The sequence below is a fragment of the Streptomyces sp. NRRL WC-3618 genome (assembly GCF_001280005.1).
Classification (GTDB): Bacteria; Actinomycetota; Actinomycetes; order Streptomycetales; family Streptomycetaceae; genus Streptomyces.
This window is the reverse complement of the sequence record NZ_LGDW01000002.1, coordinates 68757-86736: the sequence shown is the minus strand read 5'-3', so window position 1 is coordinate 86736 and position 17980 is coordinate 68757. Positions and strand designations below refer to the sequence as shown.

The 17980-nt window shown below is 70.6% G+C and carries 16 protein-coding genes; 5 read left to right on the top strand and 11 right to left on the bottom strand.

Annotated features, from left to right (window positions below):
- The first annotated feature begins 320 nt into the window (after window positions 1–320).
- Genes ADL01_RS01390 through ADL01_RS01385 form a run of 3 tightly spaced genes read left to right on the top strand, consistent with a single transcriptional unit; the run spans window position 321 to window position 2463 of the window.
- Entirely contained in the window at window positions 321–1979 is a 1659-nt protein-coding gene (locus tag ADL01_RS01390) for a SulP family inorganic anion transporter (protein ID WP_234354450.1), read from the top strand.
- Window positions 1976–2119, top strand: coding sequence for a hypothetical protein (locus tag ADL01_RS44430; RefSeq protein ID WP_159049422.1), 144 nt, complete (start codon window positions 1976–1978; stop codon window positions 2117–2119). The genes ADL01_RS01390 and ADL01_RS44430 overlap by 4 nt, the downstream gene beginning before the upstream one ends.
- Window positions 2116–2463 (top strand): ArsR/SmtB family transcription factor, encoded by a 348-nt coding sequence (locus tag ADL01_RS01385; protein WP_053739984.1) that lies wholly within the window; start codon window positions 2116–2118, stop codon window positions 2461–2463. Before ADL01_RS44430 ends, ADL01_RS01385 begins: the two co-directional genes overlap by 4 nt.
- A 77-nt stretch (window positions 2464–2540) precedes the next feature.
- Here the strand turns inward: ADL01_RS01385 and ADL01_RS01380 are convergent, their stop codons facing one another.
- Together ADL01_RS01380 and ADL01_RS01375 are read right to left on the bottom strand one after the other, a co-directional pair.
- On the bottom strand, window positions 2541–3053 hold the full coding sequence (locus ADL01_RS01380; protein ID WP_053739983.1) for an O-acetyl-ADP-ribose deacetylase: 513 nt from the start codon (window positions 3051–3053) through the stop codon (window positions 2541–2543).
- Window positions 3050–4468, bottom strand: a complete 1419-nt coding sequence (locus tag ADL01_RS01375; protein WP_053739982.1) for a phytoene desaturase family protein — start codon at window positions 4466–4468, stop codon at window positions 3050–3052. Before ADL01_RS01375 ends, ADL01_RS01380 begins: the two co-directional genes overlap by 4 nt.
- A 96-nt stretch (window positions 4469–4564) precedes the next feature.
- Between ADL01_RS01375 and ADL01_RS01370 the strand changes: the two genes are divergently transcribed.
- On the top strand, window positions 4565–5227 hold the full coding sequence (locus tag ADL01_RS01370) for a hypothetical protein (RefSeq protein ID WP_159049421.1): 663 nt from the start codon (window positions 4565–4567) through the stop codon (window positions 5225–5227).
- Here the strand turns inward: ADL01_RS01370 and ADL01_RS01365 are convergent.
- Both ADL01_RS01365 and ADL01_RS01360 read right to left on the bottom strand, forming a co-directional pair.
- Window positions 5163–6008 (bottom strand): inositol monophosphatase family protein, encoded by an 846-nt coding sequence (locus tag ADL01_RS01365; RefSeq protein ID WP_053739980.1) that lies wholly within the window; start codon window positions 6006–6008, stop codon window positions 5163–5165. The genes ADL01_RS01370 and ADL01_RS01365 overlap by 65 nt on opposite strands.
- An 86-nt stretch (window positions 6009–6094) precedes the next feature.
- On the bottom strand, window positions 6095–7930 hold the full coding sequence (locus ADL01_RS01360; RefSeq protein WP_053739979.1) for a gamma-glutamyltransferase family protein: 1836 nt from the start codon (window positions 7928–7930) through the stop codon (window positions 6095–6097).
- Window positions 7931–8197: 267 nt separating this feature from the next.
- Between ADL01_RS01360 and ADL01_RS01355 the strand changes: the two genes are divergently transcribed.
- On the top strand, window positions 8198–8860 hold the full coding sequence (locus ADL01_RS01355) for a hypothetical protein (RefSeq protein ID WP_053740011.1): 663 nt from the start codon (window positions 8198–8200) through the stop codon (window positions 8858–8860).
- A gap of 37 nt (window positions 8861–8897) precedes the next feature.
- Here ADL01_RS01355 and ADL01_RS01350 read toward each other — a convergent pair whose 3' ends face one another.
- From ADL01_RS01350 to ADL01_RS01320, 7 genes are all read right to left on the bottom strand, one after another.
- A complete protein-coding gene (locus ADL01_RS01350) occupies window positions 8898–10439 on the bottom strand; it encodes an NCS1 family nucleobase:cation symporter-1 (RefSeq protein WP_053739978.1) in 1542 nt (513 codons plus the stop codon).
- Between the two features lie 164 nt (window positions 10440–10603).
- Entirely contained in the window at window positions 10604–11623 is a 1020-nt protein-coding gene (locus tag ADL01_RS01345) for a TIGR03842 family LLM class F420-dependent oxidoreductase (RefSeq protein WP_053739977.1), read from the bottom strand.
- Between the two features lie 11 nt (window positions 11624–11634).
- Window positions 11635–13038 carry a dihydropyrimidinase gene (hydA, locus tag ADL01_RS01340; RefSeq protein ID WP_053739976.1) on the bottom strand — a complete coding sequence of 468 codons (1404 nt, stop codon included), beginning with the start codon at window positions 13036–13038 and terminating at the stop codon, window positions 11635–11637.
- 139 nt (window positions 13039–13177) lie between these two features.
- Window positions 13178–14020 carry a nitrilase-related carbon-nitrogen hydrolase gene (locus ADL01_RS01335; RefSeq protein WP_053739975.1) on the bottom strand — a complete coding sequence of 281 codons (843 nt, stop codon included), beginning with the start codon at window positions 14018–14020 and terminating at the stop codon, window positions 13178–13180.
- Window positions 14021–14209: 189 nt separating this feature from the next.
- Window positions 14210–15772, bottom strand: a complete 1563-nt coding sequence (locus ADL01_RS01330) for a PucR family transcriptional regulator (protein ID WP_053740010.1) — start codon at window positions 15770–15772, stop codon at window positions 14210–14212.
- Window positions 15773–15833: 61 nt separating this feature from the next.
- The gene (locus ADL01_RS01325; protein ID WP_053739974.1) at window positions 15834–17123 is read right to left on the bottom strand and encodes an aspartate aminotransferase family protein; all 1290 of its coding nucleotides are present in this window, start codon (window positions 17121–17123) and stop codon (window positions 15834–15836) included.
- Window positions 17120–17962: a nitrilase-related carbon-nitrogen hydrolase gene (locus tag ADL01_RS01320; protein ID WP_053739973.1), complete on the bottom strand. Its 843-nt coding sequence runs from the start codon at window positions 17960–17962 to the stop codon at window positions 17120–17122. The genes ADL01_RS01325 and ADL01_RS01320 overlap by 4 nt, the downstream gene beginning before the upstream one ends.
- Window positions 17963–17980: the final 18 nt, after the last annotated feature.

Here is a 17980-nt window from a genome sequence, read left to right as displayed (position 1 = left end):
GCGGCAGGCGGCAGGCGGCAGGCGGCAGGCGGCAGGCGGCAGGCGGCAGGCGGCAGGCGGCAGGCGGCAGGCGGCAGGCCCAATCAATTGCGCAATTGCCAAATTTCGCAATTCGTTGGATGCTTCATTGACGGTGCCCGCAGACAGCCTCGTGCACAGGTGGTCGCAGGAGGCGGGGAGCCGTCGGGGAAAGAGCCGAGGCCGGAGCTGCCGGCCGAGCTGATGGAAACCGAGGTCGTGGCCGAGTGAGCCGATCTGTGATCAGCCGCGCATGGGGCCCGGTGCGGTCCCTGCTGCCCGTGCGTGCCGACATCGAGGCGATGACCCGCGACCCGCGCCGGGACCTCCTCGCCGGGCTGACCGTGGCGATCGTGGCGCTCCCCCTCGCGCTCGGCTTCGGAGTCTCCTCCGGCCTCGGTGCGGCGGCGGGGCTGGCGACCGCGGTGGTCGCGGGCGCGCTGGCCGCCCTGTTCGGCGGATCGAACCTCCAGGTGTCGGGGCCGACCGGCGCGATGACCGTGGTCCTCGTACCGATCGTCGCCCGCTACGGGCCGGGCGGTGTACTGACCGTCGGGCTGCTGGCCGGGCTGCTGCTGATCGGTCTCGCTCTGGCTCGTGCGGGCAAGTACATGCGGTACGTGCCCGCCCCCGTCGTCGAGGGCTTCACGCTCGGCATCGCCTGCGTCATCGGACTGCAACAGCTGCCGAACGCGCTGGGGGTACCGCGCCCCGAGGGCGACAAGGTTCTCGCCGTCGCCTGGCGCGCCGTCGAGGCGTTCGTCCGCCATCCCAACTGGACGGCGCTCGCGCTGGCGGCGGGTGTCGCGTCGGTCATGCTGGTCGGTGCGCGATGGCGGCCGACCGTGCCCTTCTCGATCGTCTCGGTGATCGTCGCGACCGTACTGGCGCAGCTCCTCCATCTGGACGCGGCCGCCCCGATCGGAGATCTGCCCGCCGGTCTGCCCGCGCCCTCCCTGGCGTTCCTCGACCTGTCGGCTCTGTCCTCCCTGCTCGCCCCGGCCGTGGCGGTAGCCGCGCTGGCCGCGCTGGAGTCGCTGCTGTCGGCGACCGTCGCGGACGGCATGACGGTCGGCCAGCAGCACGATCCGGACCGGGAGCTGTTCGGGCAGGGCGTCGCCAACCTCGCCGCCCCATTGTTCGGCGGCGTCCCGGCAACGGCCGCGATCGCGCGGACCGCTGTGAACGTCCGTACGGGTGCCGGTTCCCGGCTCGCCGCACTCACCCATGCCGTGATCCTCGCGGTGATCGTCTTCGCGGCGGCGCCGCTGGTGTCGAAGATTCCGCTGGCCGCGCTGGCCGGCGTCCTGCTGGCCACCGCGATCCGGATGGTCGAGGTCGGCTCTCTGCGGGCGATGGCCAGGGCGACCCGCTCCGACGCGCTGATCCTGGTGCTGACAGCCGTCGCCACCCTCGCCCTCGACCTGGTGTACGCGGTGATCATCGGGCTGGTCGTCGCGGGTGCCCTCGCGCTGCGGGCCGTGGCCGGCCAGGCGCGCCTCGACGAGGTCCCGCTCGACCGGGGCGACCACAGCGCCGAGGAGCACGCGCTGCTGGCGGAGCACATCGTCGCCTACCGGATCGACGGACCGCTGTTCTTCGCCGCCGCCCACCGTTTTCTGCTGGAGCTGACCGAGGTGGCGGACGTACGGGTCGTGATCCTGCGGATGTCCCGGGTGTCGACCATGGACGCGACCGGGGCGCTGATGCTGAAGGACGCGGTCCGCAAGCTGAACCGGCGCGGCATCGTCGTCATGCTCTCCGGGATCCGTCCCGCCCAGCGCCAAGTCCTGGACTCCGTCGGCCTGTTGGAGCTGCTGCGGGCGGAGGGCCACGAGTACGCGACCACCCCCGAGGCGATCCGGGGAGCGCGCGCTCACCTGGAGACCGCCGGCGTCCTGTCCGCCGTACCCGCCCCGAGGGCCGCTGCCACGGGCGCCGTCGAGGAGGCTTCCCCGTGAGCACCGGGGCCGCAGTGATCTCGCCGGCGGTGACCTGGGCGAGGATGAGCGTCATGGTGTTCATGAACGGGTGGGTGCGAGGTGCCGGCGACCGGCCGGTCGGGCCGTACAGCTCTCTCCAGGAGGCGACGGCACGATGACCACACCGCTGTACCAGCTCAAGGCCGAGTTCTTCAAGACCCTCGGGCATCCGGCCCGTATCCGCGTCCTGGAACTGCTGAGCGAGCGTGAGCACGCGGTCGCCGAGATGCTGCCGGAAGTGGGTATCGAGCCCGCGCACCTCTCGCAACAGCTGGCGGTGTTGAGGCGGGCCAACCTGGTCGTCACCCGCAAGGAGGGCTCGACCGTGTACTACTCGCTGACCAGCCCGTACGTCGCCGAGCTGCTCCGGGTCGCCCGCACCATCCTGTCCGGCGTGCTGGCCGGACAGGCGGAGCTGCTGGCCGACCTGCAGGCGGCTCGGGGACCGAATCCCCCGTCGTAGCGTCGCGACGACGCGTGCCGGAGCCCTCCTCCCGAGCCCGAGCCCGAGCTTCAGCCCCAGGCTCCAGGCCGAATTGGTCAGCGCAGGCGCGCAGCGAACGCCTCGTACGCCCCGTCGTCGAAGAGCACGAACCGCACCTCCTCCACGGCGGTCTCCGCTTCCCGCACCGTCGCTACCGCGATCCGGGCCGCGTCCTCCATCGGCCAGCGGTAGACGCCCGTGGAGATGGCGGGGAACGCGACCGTCCGGGCGCCCAGTTCGTCGGCTACGCGCAGGGACTCCCGGTAGCAGGAGGCCAGTTGGTCCGAGCGGTCCGCCGAAGAGCCGCCGAACACCGGGCCCACCGTGTGGATCACCCAGCGCGCGTCCAGTTCGCCCGCGGTCGTGGCGACCGCCTGGCCGATGGCCAATCCCTTGCCATACTGCGAGGCGCGCAGGGCCCGGCAGGCGGCGAGGATCTCGGGGCCGCCCCTGCGGTGGATCGCGCCGTCGACTCCCCCGCCACCCAGGAGTGACGAGTTCGCCGCGTTGACGATCGCGTCGGCACTCTGTCGAGTGATGTCCCCCTTGACAAGCGTGATCGCGGTCATGACTGATTCAGCCCTCTCAGTCTTCTCCAAACGGCCTTCGCCGCGTTGTGTCCCGACATGCCGTGCACACCGGGGCCCGGTGGGGTGGCCGACGAGCAGATGAAGACGGCCGGGTGCGGGGTGGCGTACGGGAACAGGGAAAGCCTCGGGCGCAGCATCAGCTGGAGGCCGCTGGCCGCACCGGTGCCGATGTCGCCGCCGACGTAGTTGGCGTTGCGGGCCGCCAGTTGGGGTGGTCCAGCGGTGGCGCGGGCGAGTACCCGGTCGCGGAAACCGGGGGCGAAGCGCTCCAGCTGGCGTTCGACGGCGTCGGTGAGGTCGCCCGTCCAGCCGTTAGGGACGTGTCCGTAGGCCCAGAAGACCTGCTTGCCGTCGGGGGCCCGGGAGGGGTCGACGATGCTCGGCTGAACGGTGATCAGGAAGGGGACGTCGGGGGCCCGGCCCTCGCGGGAGGCGGCGCGCAGGGCGGTGTCGATCTCGGCGCGGTCCGCGCCGACCTGGACGGTGGTCGCCGTGCGGGCCTCCGGCGCCGTCCAGGGCACGGGGCCGTCCAGCGCGTAGTCGATTTTGAAGACGCCCGCGCCGTAGCGATAGCGCTCGTAGTAGCCGCCGAAGCCCGCGATACGGGCCAGTGCGGTGGGTGAGGTGTCGAAGACGTACGCACGGGCGGGTGGCAGGTCGTCCAGCCGCTTGACTTCGTAGCCGGTGTGGACGGTGCCGCCGAGGTCGGTCAGATACGCGGTGAGCGCGTCGGAGATCGACTGGGAACCACCGCGGGCGACCGGCCAGCCGCGGGCGTGTGCCGCCAGGGCGAAGACGAGGCCCACGGCGCCGGTGGCGACCCCGTCAAGGGGGGCCATGACATGTCCGACGAGGCCTGCGAACAGGGCTTTCGCCCGCTCGTCGCGGAAGCAGCGCATCAGCCAGGTCGAGGGCGGCAGGCCGGCCAGGCCGAAGCGGGCGAGGGTGACCGGGTCACGGGGCAGGGAGGTCAGGGGCAGGGACATGAAGTCGTGGGCAAGCGTGTCCCACCTGCTGAGGAACGGCTCGACCAGCCTGCGGTACGTGCCCGCGTCCCGTGGCCCGAAGGAGGCGGCCGTCTCGGCCACGGAGCGGGACAGGACAGCGGCCGTGCCGTCCAGGAAGGGGTGGGCCATGGGCAGGTCGGCGTGCAGCCACTCCAGTCCGTACCTGGCCAGCGGCATCGCCCTGAACGCCGGGGAGTTGACGCCCAGCGGGTGCGCGGCCGAGCACGGGTCGTGCCGGAAACCGGTCAGCGTCAGCTCCTCCGTGCGGGCACCGCCGCCGACAGTGTCGCGCGCCTCGAAGACGGCCACGGAGAAGCCGCGCCGGGCCAGCTCCACGGCAGCCGTCAGCCCGTTGGGCCCCGCCCCCACCACGACCGCATCGAGCATTGACGGCACCTTCGGACTCCTTTGTCAGCCGACGGCCAGTTGAGATCAGGATATGCCGGGACACTGACAGTGCCCGGCACGGGTAACCTCGGCCGGATGACGCGCCGTTTCCGCATCCAGTCGCCCGGCAAGGACGCCGACGACACCGCCTGGTACTGGTTCGAGGTCGAGGACGACGGCTGGGTGCTGCGTCAGGCGGTCTTCGAAGCGGCACTGGAGGTCCCGCGCTCCTGCGAACCCCTCCGGAACGCCGACGGCACCACCTGCGGCGGCGCCTCGATGGCTGCCGCCCAGGCCCAACTGGCGCTTGTGCGCGAACGGTTCGGGCGGCTGGGCGTGCAGCTCTACCACACCGTGTACGGGCCGTTCACCGAGGGTGCCGTGGAGGTGCCGCCGGAGGCGGTGGACGTGACGGATCCCGAGTTCGAACGGGCGTGGTCCACGGCCGTGCGGCACAGGCACCTGAGCCACTACCTCACCGGCCCGCTGCCGGAGGGCTCCCTGGTCACCGGCATGGTGTGCGCGCTGCCGTGGGGGCCGGGCCGTACCGGCCTGTTCGTCGACATCAACCTGCCCGTCGACGCCTTCGTGGACCACGCCTGGCTGCCCTTCGACCCGGCGGACTGGCCGGCGGTCGGGACCGTGGCCGAGTTCGAGGTCGTCACCCTACGGTTCAGCTCGGCCCGCCCGCAGATCAGGCTCCGTCCGACAGCAGCTCCACCACCCGGCGAGCCGTGGCCGCGTCGCGCGCTGCGGTGAACGGCAGCACGTTGCCGCCGGTTATGCGAAACGGTTCGCCCGCGCGGGTCAGATGGACGCCGCCCGCCTCCTCGACGAGGAGGATGCCCGCCGCGTGGTCCCAGGCGGCCTCCCAGGAGAACGCGGTGGCGTCCAACTCGCCCCGGGCGATGGCCAGGTACTCCAGACCTGCCGAACCGCAGGCACGCGGCCGTACGCCGTCCGTCCACAGGCCGAGGAGGGCGCGCTTCTGCTCGTCGGTCGTGTAGTCCGGGTGGGAGGTGGCCACCTGAAGGTCGCGGCCGGGCTCGGGCGAGCCCGCGCGCAGGGGGACGCCGTCGAGGAGGGCGCCCTGTCCGCGGATCGCCGTGGCCAGCTGGTCCCGGACCGGGGCGAACGTCCATGACGCGTGGACGACACCGCGGTGTGCGAGCGCGACGAGCGTGCAGAAGCCGGGGTCGCCGTGGACGAACTGCCGGGTGCCGTCGACGGGGTCGACGATCCAGACGGGCGCCTCTTCCTGTATCGCCTCGTACGAGGCGGGGTTGGCGTGCACCGCCTCCTCGCCGACCACGACGGAGCCGGGCAGCAGCTTGGGCAGCACCTCGGTGAGATACAGCTCGGCCTTGCGGTCGGCGTCCGTCACCAGGTCGTGCGGGCCGCTCTTCTGGTCGACCTCGTGGGCGGCGAGCTGACGGAAGCGCGGCATGATCTCCGCGGCCGCCGCCTGGCGGACCGCTTCCTCCACGTCGGACGTGTGCCGGGCGAGAAACTCTTCGATGGTTTCGATGTCTCCGATCATGGCTCCATGAGAGCACGCGCCACTGACAATCCCTGCCCGCCCGGTGGACATGGGGTGGAATCAGCCTGAACACCGGGATTCGGACATCAGCGCCCGACCGCGTACCCCTGCATCCCTCTCGGGTTCGCCGCCGCCGACAGGACCCCCGTCTGCGGGTCCCGCGCGACCGCGCACAGCCGGCCTTCGGACCAGGGGTCGCCGATCGTCACGTCGTGCCCCCGGCGGCGCAGCTCCTCGACCACCGCGTCCGGCATACGGGCCTCCACGGTGACGCTGCCCGGGCGCATGCCGCGCGGGTGGAACGAACCCGGGAAGCTGTCGTTGTGCCAGTTCGGGGCGTCGATCGCGCCCTGGAGGTCGAGGCCGCCGCGCGCCTTCGGGCGCAGGGCGACGGCGAGGAAGAAGTGCAGCTGCCACTGGTCCTGCTGGTCCCCGCCGGGTGTACCGAACGCCAGCACCGGCACCCCGTCGCGCAGCGCGACGGAGGGGGTGAGAGTGGTCCGGGGGCGGCGTCCCGGGGCGAGAGAGTTCGGCAGGCCCTCCTCCAGCCAGGCCATCTGAAGCCGGGTGCCGAGGGGAAAGCCCAGTTCGGGTACGACGGGGTTGGACTGGAGCCAGCCACCGCTGGGCGTCGCCGCGACCATGTTGCCCCAGCGGTCGACGACATCGAGGTGGCAGGTGTCGCCCCGGGTGCGTCCGTCGGCGGCGACGGCCGGTTCGCCCGGCACCGGAGAGGTCGGGGGCTTGGCCACGGTGGGCTCACCGGCGCCCAGGGCGCTGAACCCGGGCTCGTCCGTGGCCACCACGCGCGCGTGGGCGCACAGTCGCGGGGTGCGCCCGCCGGGGCTGCCGGGACGCAGTTCGTAGGAGGCCTTGTCGCCCACGAGGCTCCGCCGGGCCGCGTTGTACGAGTCGGACAGCAGGTCGTCGAGCGGTGCGCCGGGCCCGCCGGACGCGTCCCCGTACCAGGCCTCGCGGTCCGCCATGGCGAGCTTGCAGCCCTCTGTCAGGAGATGGACGTAGTCGGCGGACTCGTACAGGGGCAGCTCCGGCGGGAGCAGCGCGAGTTGCTGGAGCAAGGCCGGGCCCTGGCTCCAGGGTCCGGCCTTGCAGAGGGTCCAGCCGCGCCAGTCGTAGGTCGCGGGGGCTTCGTAGGTCGCGGACCAGGAGGCGAGGTCGGCGGCTGTCAATGTGCCTGTGTGGTGTGCGCCGCTGGTGTCGAGGGTGGGCCGGGCGGACTGCCTTACGAGGGCTTCCGCGATGAAGCCGGTGCGCCACACCTCCCGTGCCGCCTCGATCTGGGCGACCCGGTCCCCGGCCCCGGAGACCTCGGCGAGCAGGCGTCGCCAGGTGGCGGCGAGGGCGGGATTGCGGAACAGCTCACCGGGGCGGGGCGCTTGGCCGCCGGGGAGGTACACGGCCGCGGAGGAGGTCCACTCCGTCTCGAACAGTTCCCTCATGGTCTCGACGGTCGCGCCGATGTTCTCCACGGGCGCGTGGCCGTTCTCGGCGTACTCGACGGCGTACTTCAGGACGTCGGCGATCGGCTTGGTGCCGTGGTCGCGCAGCAGCAGCATCCAGGCGTCGAAGGCCCCGGGCACGGCGGCGGCGAGGGGGCCGGTGCCGGGTACGAGGTCGAGCCCCAGCCCCCGGTAGTGCGCGACGGTGGCCCCGGCGGGCGCGACGCCCTGCCCGCAGAGGACGCGCACCTCGCTGTCGGCCGGGGCGATGATGATCGGCACCTCACCGCCGGGTCCGTTCAGGTGCGGTTCGACGACGTGCAGGACGAAACCCGCGGCCACGGCGGCGTCGTACGCGTTGCCGCCGGCCTCCAGGACGGCCATCGCCGACTGGGAAGCCAGCCAGTGCGTGGAGGACACCATCCCGAAGGTGCCCTGGAGCGTGGGTCGGGTGGTGAACACGGGCGGCTCCTTCATCGATGCGTACGATCATCGGATGACGATCCGATGATCGTACGTACACGCGGTGGCGGAGTTTCGGCGTGATCCGGACGGACCGCGGCCGGTCACCCGGGATGTACGGGATCGTCCGCTTGAGTGCGGTGGATGACAGCGGTCGCACGGTCGCGAAGGGGTTGTCACTTCCGCGCCCACCGGCAGGCATGTGACACTGTCGTCCCGTCCGCAGTGCGGACCCCCCTCCGCACCGTCCCCCACGAGAAGTGCGCCTTGAGCCTTCCTCTGCCGCTGGCACTCACCACCCGGCTGGCGCCGGTCGCCGTGCTCGCCACGGCCGGCTGGGCGCTGTCCTCGGGCCCGCTCGCCCCCGCGCCTGCCGCCGACCACCACGACTCGGCGACCAAGAGCACGTCCGCGTCGCCCACCGCGCCCTCGACGTCGGCGGCCACGAAGACGTTCACCGCCGCGCCCGCACCCTGCACCGCCGTGACGGCGAACACGGTCAAGTCCCTTGTCCCGGGCGCCAAGACGGTCGGCAAGGAGATCCCGTCGACAGACACGGCGGCGCGCCGCACCTGCTCCTGGAACGCGCTCAAGGGGTACGACTACCGCTGGCTCGACGTGTCGTTCGAGCTGTCGGACACGGACGCGGCGGCCGAGAAGACGTACCAGGACCGCCTGACGGAGAAGAACGGCGGCGGAGTGGTGCCGGGTCTCGGTGACGCCGCCTACTCCGTGGTGAACCTCTCCACCGAGGACAAGCAGCAGACCCGCGAAGGCGTGGTGCTGGTCCGCGCGTCGAACGCGCTGGTGGTGATCACGTACAACGGCAGTGACTTCGAGTCGAAGAAGGCGCCGAGCACGGATGTGATCAACAAGGGCGCCATCAAGGCCGCCAAGGACGCGGTGGCGGCGCTGGAGGGCGGCCGGTAGAAACCGGCCGCCCTCCACCGCACGTCACGTCACGGGGTCAGGCCTTCGCCTCCTCCGCCCCGGTCCTGCCCTTCCCGGTCGCCACCATCAGCACCAGGTAGAGCAGCATCGAGGTGCCCAGGCCCACCGCCCAGCCGTAGTCGGCCAGTGCGGACAGCGCAGGGATGGGCCGTCCGTCGATCGGCGGCGCGAAGTTGGCGCCGCCGACGGCCAGCACACCGCCGACCAGGAACGCGACGACCGCTCGCCAGTTCCAGCCGCTGTCGTACCAGTAGCGTCCGCCCGCGCGGTACAGGTCGACGAGGTCGAGCTTGCCGCGGCGCAGGATCCAGTAGTCGGCGATGAGGATGCCGGCGACCGTGCCGAGGAGACCGCCGACCAGCCCGAGCCAGGTGAAGATATAGCCCTGCGGGTCGGAGTACAGCTTCCACGGGAAGATCAGAACGCCGAGGACGCAGGTGGCGAGCGCGCCGGCCCGGAAGGTGATCTTCCGGGGCGCGATGTTGGAGAAGTCGAAGGCCGGGGAGACCAGGTTGGCCGCGACGTTCACGGACAGGGTCGCCACCAGCACCGTGACCAGGGCGAACAGCAGCCCGAAGACGTTGTCGGTCTTCGCGGCGAGCTGGACCGGGTCCCAGATCGTCTCGCCGTACACGGCCTGCGACCCCGAGGTGACGAGGACGGACAGCAGCGCGAAGAGCGTCATCGTGGTCGGCAGACCGAGCGCCTGCCCCCAGGTCTGGGCCTTCTGGCTCTTGCCGTAGCGGGTGAAGTCCGGGATGTTCAGCGACAGGGTGGACCAGAAGCCGATCATGCCCATCAGGGACGGCCAGAACAGCTTCCAGAAGTCGGCGCCCCAGCCCACCTTGGAGGGCTGGTCGAGCAGCGGACCGAAGCCGCCGGCCTTGCTCGCCATCCACCACAGCATCACACCGGCACCGAGGAGCACGAAGGGCGCCGCCCAGTTCTCGAACCGGCGGATGGTCTCCATGCCCCGGTAGATGATGGCGACCTGCAGCGCCCAGAAGATGGCGAAGGAGAGCCACATCGTCCAGGCGTAGCCGCCGATCTTCCCGGCGTCGCTCCATCCGTTGCCGATGAGCTTCCCGGCGAGGAAGTAGATCGCCTCGCCGCCGATCCAGGTCTGGATGCCGAACCAGCCGCACGCCACCAACGCCCGTACGACAGCGGGGAGGTTGGCGCCGCGCACCCCGAAGGACGCGCGGGCGAAGACGGGGAAGGGGATGCCGTACTTCGGCCCGGCATGCCCGGTGAGCAGCATCGGGACCAGCACGATCACGTTCGCCAGGGCGATCGTGAACACGGCCTGTTTCCAGTCCATGCCCACGGCGATCAGACCCGAAGCGAGGGTCCAGGAGGCCGTGTTGTGGGCCATGCCCACCCACAGAGCCGAGAAGTTGTACGTGTTCCAGGTGCGCTTCTCGACCGGAACCGGCAGCAGGTCCTCGTTGGCGTACGGCCCGCTGGGTGCGGGCGCGCCGGGGGAGATCTCCACCCGGCCGTCGGGGAGGGTGAGTTGGGAGGACGGCGGTATGGCCGTGGGAGCGGTGTCGGTCATGGGCAGGCCAATCAAAGAGGTGGGTCGGGAAAGGCCGTGCGGGTGGTGGCGCGTTGGGGGACGCGCACAGGACACCCGGGGGTGTCCTGACCCTCTCCCCGGCTACCTGAACGCCGGGGAGAGGGAGATGGTGGGGACGTAACACGGACGGCGGCCGGGGTACGTCAGGCGTTGACGGCCGGGATCACCGTCGACCCGTAGGCGTCGATGACGGCTTCCTGGGCGTCGTGCATGTCGTAGACGGCGAACTGGTCGACGCCCAGCTCACGGAGTTTGTTGAGCTTCTCGATGTGCATCTCGGGGGTGCCGATGACGCAGAACCGGTCGACGATCTCGTCGGGCACGAACTGGGTGTCGGGGTTGTCGGCCCGTCCGTGGTGCGAGTAGTCGTAGCCCTCGCGGGCCTTGATGTACTCGGTGAGTTCCTCGGGTACGGCGGCGGAGTGCTCGCCGTACTTCGACACCAGGTCGGCGACGTGGTTGCCGACCATCCCGCCGAACCAGCGGCACTGGTCGCGGGCGTGGGCGAGTGCCTCGGGCGAGTCGTCCTCGGTGATGTACGCGGGCGCGGCGACGCAGATCTTCACCTCGGACGGGTCACGTCCGGCGGCGACGGCGGCCTCCTTGACCGTCTTGACCATGTACTCGGTCAGATAGAGGTCGGAGAGCTGGAGGATGAACCCGTCGGCCTCCTCACCGGTCATCTTGAGCGCCTTGGGGCCGTACGCGGCCATCCAGACGGGGAGTTCGGCGCCCGGCTTCACCCACGGGAACTTGATCACCGTACCGCCGAGGTCGGCGTCGTCGCCCCGGGCGAGCGAGCGGATGACCTTCATCGCGCCGCTGATCCGGGCCAGGGTGTTGGGAGTTCGGCCGGCCACGCGCATCGCGGAGTCGCCGCGGCCGATGCCGCAGACCGTGCGGTTGCCGAACATGTCGTTGAGGGTGGCGAAGGTGGAGGCGGTGACCTCCCAGGTGCGGGTGCCCGGGTTGGTGACCATCGGCCCGACCGTCAACTTCTCGGTGCTGGACAGGATCTGACTGTAGATCACGAACGGTTCCTGCCACAGCACGGCGGAGTCGAAGGTCCAGCCGTACGTGAAGCCGTTGCCCTCGGCGCGCCGCATCAGCTCGATGACACGCGAGGCCGGCGGGTCGGTCTGCAGGACGAGTCCGAAGTCCATGAGCGCTGCTCCTAGTTGAGGTACTGACAGGTGGAGCGGGGGGTGTAGACGCCGTGACCCGCGCGTCCGGTGAACTCCCGCTCGGTGATGACGAGTTCGCCGCGCGAGAGGACGGTCTCGACACGGCCGGTGAGCCGCTTGCCCTCGTACGCCGAGTAGTCGACGTTCATGTGGTGCGTGGCGGCGGAGACGGTCTGCTCGGCGTGCGGGTCGTAGATGACGACGTCGGCGTCCGCTCCCGGGGCGATGGTGCCCTTCTTCGGGTACAGGCCGAACATGCGGGCCGGGGTGGCGCAGGCGATCTCGATCCAGCGGCGGCGGCTGATGTGCCCGTCGACGACGGCCTGGTGGAGGAGGTCCATGCGGTTCTCGACGCCCGGGAGCCCGTTGGGGATCTTCGAGAAGTCGCCGCGCCCCAGCTCCTTCTGGCCCTCGAAGCAGAACGGGCAGTGGTCCGTGGACACCACCTGGAGGTCGTTGGTCCGCAGCCCCCGCCACAGCGCGGCCTGGTGGTCCTTGGGCCGAAGTGGCGTGCTGCACACGTACTTCGCGCCCTCGAAGTCCGGCTCGGCGAGGTTGTCGGTGGACAGGAACAGGTACTGCGGGCAGGTCTCGCCGAAGACGTTGAGCCCCTCGTCGCGCGCCCGTGCCAGCTCGGCGACCGCCTCCTGCGCCGAGACGTGGACGACGTACAGCGGCGCGCCGGCGACCTGCGCGAGCTTGATGGCGCGGTGGGTGGCCTCGGCTTCGAGGAGGGCCTTGCGGACCTCGCCGTGGTAGCGGGGGTCGGTCTCGCCACGGGCGAGCGCCTGTTCGACGAGGACGTCGATCGCGATGCCGTTCTCGGCGTGCATCATGATCAGGCCGCCGTTGTCGGCGGAGCGCTGCATGGCGCGCAGGATCTGGCCGTCGTCGCTGTAGAAGACGCCCGGGTAAGCCATGAACTGCTTGAAGGAGGTGACACCCTCCTCGACGAGCAGGTCCATCTCCTTGAGCGTGTCCGGGTTCACGTCGGAGACGATCATGTGGAAGGCGTAGTCGATGGCGCAGTTGCCGTCGGCCTTGGCGTTCCAGGTGTCGAGTCCGTCGCGCAGCGACTTGCCGACGCTCTGTACGGCGAAGTCGATGATCGTGGTCGTACCGCCCCAGGCGGCGGCCCGGGTGCCGGTCTCGAAGGTGTCGGAGGCGGCCGTACCGCCGAACGGCAGTTCCATGTGGGTGTGCGCGTCGACGCCGCCGGGGATGACGTACTTCCCAGTGGCGTCTATGGTCCGCTCGGCCGTCCAGGCCTCGGCGGTTGCGCTGCCGCTGGTGGCGAGGGCGGCGATGCGGCCGTCCTCGATGAGGACGTCGGCGTGGATCTCGTCGGACGCGGTGATGACGAGTCCGCCTCGGATGACGGTACGGCCGGCCATGGGTTCACGCTCCGTTCGGTTGTCTCAAAGGTGCCGGTTGAATGTGGCTGGTCGCGCCCCGCGGCGGAGCCGCATATGGACGCTGCCCCGCGCCCCTGAAGGGGCTTCGCCCTACAAGAGGCGCGGGACCCCCCCGGGTCTATGGCGCCGTCAGGGGGCCGTAGGCGTCGGGGCGGCGGTCGCGGAAGAACTGCCAGCGGTCACGGACCTCGCGCAGTTTGGCCATGTCCAGGTCGCGGACGACGAGTTCGGTGTCCTTGTCGCTCGCCACCTCGCCGACGAACTGGGCCTCGGGGTCCACGAAGTACGAGGTCCCGTAGAAGTCGTTGTCGCCGAGTTCCTCGACGCCGACCCGGTTGATCGCGCCGACGAAGTACTCGTTGGCGACGGCCGCCGCCGGCTGTTCCAGCTGCCACAGGTAGGAGGACAGACCGCGCGAGGTGGCCGACGGGTTGAAGACGATCTCGGCGCCTTCGAGGCCCAGCGCACGCCAGCCCTCCGGGAAGTGCCGGTCGTAGCAGATGTAGACGCCGATCTTGCCCACGGCGGTGTCGAACACGGGCCAGCCGGCGTTGCCCGGGCGGAAGTAGAACTTCTCCCAGAAGCCGTTGACCTGCGGGATGTGATGCTTGCGGTACTTGCCGAGGTACGAGCCGTCGGCGTCGATCACGGCGGCCGTGTTGTAGAGGACACCGGGCTGCTCCTCCTCGTACATCGGCAGGACGAGGACGATGCCCAGTTCCTTGGCGAGCGCCTGGAAGCGCTTGACGATCGGGCCGTTCGGGATCTGCTCGGCGTACTCGTAGAACGCCTTGTCCTGGACCTGGCAGAAGTAGGGGCCGTAGAACAACTCCTGGAAGCACATGACTTGAGCACCCTGGGCCGCGGCGTCGCGGACCGCCTGCTCGTGGACCTGGATCATCGACTCCTTGTCGCCCGTCCAGGCGGTCTGGAAAATGGCGGCGCGAATCACCCTGCTCATCGGGACCTCCGGTCACTCGGTGTACGGCGAGCCTAGGAAGCCCGGAGAGCGGGTTTGAGTTGCACGGTGTCACGCCTGCCGGCGTTCGGCGTTCCACGGTGTCACCCTGAAGTCGGCCCATGTTTCACCACTGTTTTCCCAGGTCCTTTGATGTTTCGGAGCGGTAAGACGGTGCGGTGGTGCGTGCGGTCATCGGCCCTGCTGAGCGTCGTGCGCGAGGAGGGCGATATGCACGGAGGCGGCCTGCTCGAAGTCGTCGAGATCGAGCCCGAGCCGCGTCTGTATCGCCTCCAGCCGTCGGTAGAGCGCGGGCCGCGAGACATGATGCAGTTGCGCGGTACGTGACTTGTTGCGCCCGGTGGCGAGATAGGTCCGCAGTACGGGCAGCAGCTCGGCCTCGCCCTCCGCCCCGCACAGCAGCCCGTCCAACTCCCGCTCCGCGAAAGCCTGTACGTGCGGGTCGTCCCGCAGCAGCCGGACCAGCCCACGCAGCCGTACGTCCCTCAGGTGCACCAGCACCGGCAGCTCCTGCCCCGCCGGGGTGTCCGCGACGGCCGCGGCGACGTGCAGCGCCTCGCGCAGTCCGGTGGGTACGTCGTCCCAGTTGCCGAGTGCCTCGGCGGCGGCCACGACAGTCCTGCCCTCGCCGGTCTCGGTGCGCAGCCGGAGCGCGAAGTGCGCGGCCAGCGCCTCGGCGTCCTGGTCCCGGGCGAGGCTCAGCAGCACGGCGGTGGCGTCGTCGGCGAGCTGGGCGACCAGTCCCGGCAGCCCCAACAGCCGCAGTACGCGGTCGAGTTCGGCGGGGTCACCGTCCCGTACGGCGAGCGGCACGAACGTCCGCCGGTTGACGGGCAGTCCGGCGGCCCGTGCCCGCGGCAGCAGTTGGCGCGCCGGTACGACTCCGCTCACCAGGTCCGTCAGCAGGCTCTGCGCGGACTGCTCCTCCCAGGTGTGCACGGAGCCCCCGAGCATGCGGTGGAGGACGAGCGCCTCGGCGCCCCGGTCGGCGAGGAGCCGTCCCGTGGCCGTGTCACCGCGGTATCCGCACAGCACGATCCGCCCCCAGCGTTCCCCGCGTCCGCCGAGCTCGGCCCGGATCCACCCGTCGCCCTCGCTCCCGCCGGCCTGCCGCGAGATGCGCTCCCAGTCCCGCAGCACGTCGTCGACGGCCGACCGCTCCCCCGACGTGGCGAGGACCCGATGGGCGAGGTTGGTGACGACGACGGGACAGGCGCTGTGCGAGGCGACCTCGTCGAGGAGGAGTTGCAGCGGAGCCCCGGAGGTGATGAGCCCCGTGAGAGCGGTCCGCACCGCCTCGGACAGGCTCACGGCGGCGAACTTCCGCCGTACGAGCCGGGACTGGACCTCTTCCGTCAACTCCGCGAAGGGGAACGGCCGGTGGAGCACCACCATCGGCAGCCCGCACCGCTCGGCCGCGCGCCGCATCACGTCCGGCGGAGACGGGAAGGCCCGCCCGAGCCCGAGGACCACAGCCGCAGCCTCCGCCCGGTGCAGCGAGCGGATGTACTCGGCCTGGGCCTCCTCGTCCCCGGCGAGCAGCACGCCGGTCGTCAGCACCATCTCGCCGCCGCTGAGCATCACGCCGACGTCGGCGGCCTCGGCGACATGCACCCAGCGCACTGCCCGGTCGAGCTGGCCGGCGCCGGCGACCACCTCGGGCTCCCCGGCGAGCACCCGTTCCAGGCCGAGGACCTGGCGAACCGACAGGGCGGGTTCCAAGGTGGTGGTCATGAGCATGGCCGTCTTCCTTGCTGGGGTCCTGCTGTGGTCCTGCCGTTGTCCTGCCGTGGTGTTACTGGGCGCAGCGCCGCAGCGCCCGTTCGAGGATCGCGGCGCCCTCCTCGGCCTCCGCGACCGTGAGCGACAGGGGCGGTGTGATGCGCAGCGCGCTGGTGTTGTGGCCGCCGCCCTTGCCGACGAGCAGCCCCTCCTCCCGGGCCACCTCGAGCACGGCGGCGGCGGTCTCCGGGTCGGCGGTGTCGGTGCCCGGCTTGACCAGCTCGACGCCGATCATCAACCCGCGCCCACGGACCTCCCGTACGCCCGGAAGCTGTGCGGCGACGGCCCGCAGCCGTTCGATGAGGAGGCCGCCGACGCGCCGGGCGTTGCCCTGGAGGTCGTGTTCCAGGAGGTAGGTGAGGTTGGCGAGGCCGGCAGCCATGGTGATCTGGGTGCCGCCGAAGGTCGAGATGGAGTTGGAGTCGAGGCAGTTCATGATCTCGGCGCGGGCCACGACCCCGCCGATGGACATGCCGTTGCCGATGCCCTTGGCGAAGGTGAGGATGTCCGGCGGACCGTTCTCCGCGTGCGCCTGCCAGCCCCAGAAGTGCTCGCCGGTGCGGCCCCAGCCGGTCTGCACCTCGTCGGCGATCCACAGGATGCCGCGTTCCTGGAGGACCCGGCGGAAGGCCGCGTAGAGCCCGTCGGGCGGTGAGGTGAAGCCGCCGACGCCCTGGATGGGTTCGGCGATCAGGGCGGCGGGCGGGCGGATGTGCCCGAGCAGGTCCTCCAGGTCGTCGACGCACGCGGCGATGAAGTCGGCGTCGCTCAGCTCGGCGTACGGACCGCGGGTGCGGACGCCGCCGTGGACGTACAGGGTCTGGAGGGGAGACAGGGAGGTGGGAGACCAGCCCTTGTTGCCCGTGATGCCGACCGCGCTGAACGAACGTCCGTGGTAGCTGTTGCGCATCGCCAGGAGCTGGTTGCTGCGCCGGTAGGAGGTGGCGAGGAGGAGAGCCGTGTCGTTGGCCTCCGTGCCGGACGTGGTGAAGAAGACGCGTGCGTCCGGGATGCCGGACAACTGGGCGACGCGCTCGGCGAGTTCGACCATCGGACGGTTGAGGTACAGGGTGGACGAGTGGATGATCCGCCCGGCCTGTTCGCTCACCGCCTTGGTGACCTCGGGCAGCGCGTGCGCGGTCATCGTCGTGAGGATGCCGCCGAAGAAGTCGAGGTACCTCTTCCCGTCGGCGTCCCAGACATGGCGGCCCTCGCCGTGCGTGATCTCGATCGGGTCCGCGTAGTAGAGGGCCAGCCAGTCCGGCAGGACGGCCTTGTGACGCCCGTGCAGATCACCGCTCACGGCTGCACCAGCCCTTCGTACGCGTCCGGCCGCCGGTCCCGGTAGAAGGCCCACTGCTGCCGGACGTCCTCGATGAGATCGAAATCGAGATCCCGCACGACGAGTTCCTCGTCCTTGTCGCTCGCGACCTCGCCGACGAACTGGCCGCGCGGGTTCACGAAGTACGAGGTTCCGTAGAAGTCGTTGTCCCCGTACTCCTCCTGGCCGATCCGGTTGATGGCGGCGACGAAGTACTCGTTGGCGACGGCGGCGGCGGGCTGCTCCAGCTGCCATAGATGGGAGGAGAGGCCCCGGTGCGTCGCGGACGGGTTGTAGACGAGCTGCGCGCCGTTCAGACCGAGCTGACGCCAGCCCTCCGGGAAGTGGCGGTCGTAGCAGATGTAGACGCCGACCTTCCCCACGGCCGTCTCGAAGACGGGCCAGCCGAGGTTTCCGGGCTTGAAGTAGTACTTCTCCCAGAAGCCCTTGACCTGCGGGATGTGGTGCTTGCGGTACTTGCCGAGGTAGGTGCCGTCGGCGTCGATCACCGCCGCGGTGTTGTAGTAGAACCCCGACTGCTCGATCTCGAACACGGGTGCGACGATGACCATGCCGGTCTCGCGCGCCAGCTCCCGCATCCGGGTGACGGTCGGCCCGTCGGGCACGGGCTCGGCCCAGCGGTAGTGCTCGGGTTCCTGGACCTGGCAGAAGTAGGGAGCGTTGAAGACTTCCTGGAATCCGATGACCTTGGCGCCCTGCCGGGCGGCCTCACGGGCGTGCTCCACATGTTTGGCGACCATGGACTCGGTGTCGCCGGTCCAGGTGGCCTGGACCAGAGCGGCACGTACGACGTTGGCCATGACCTGCTCCTTCGGCTG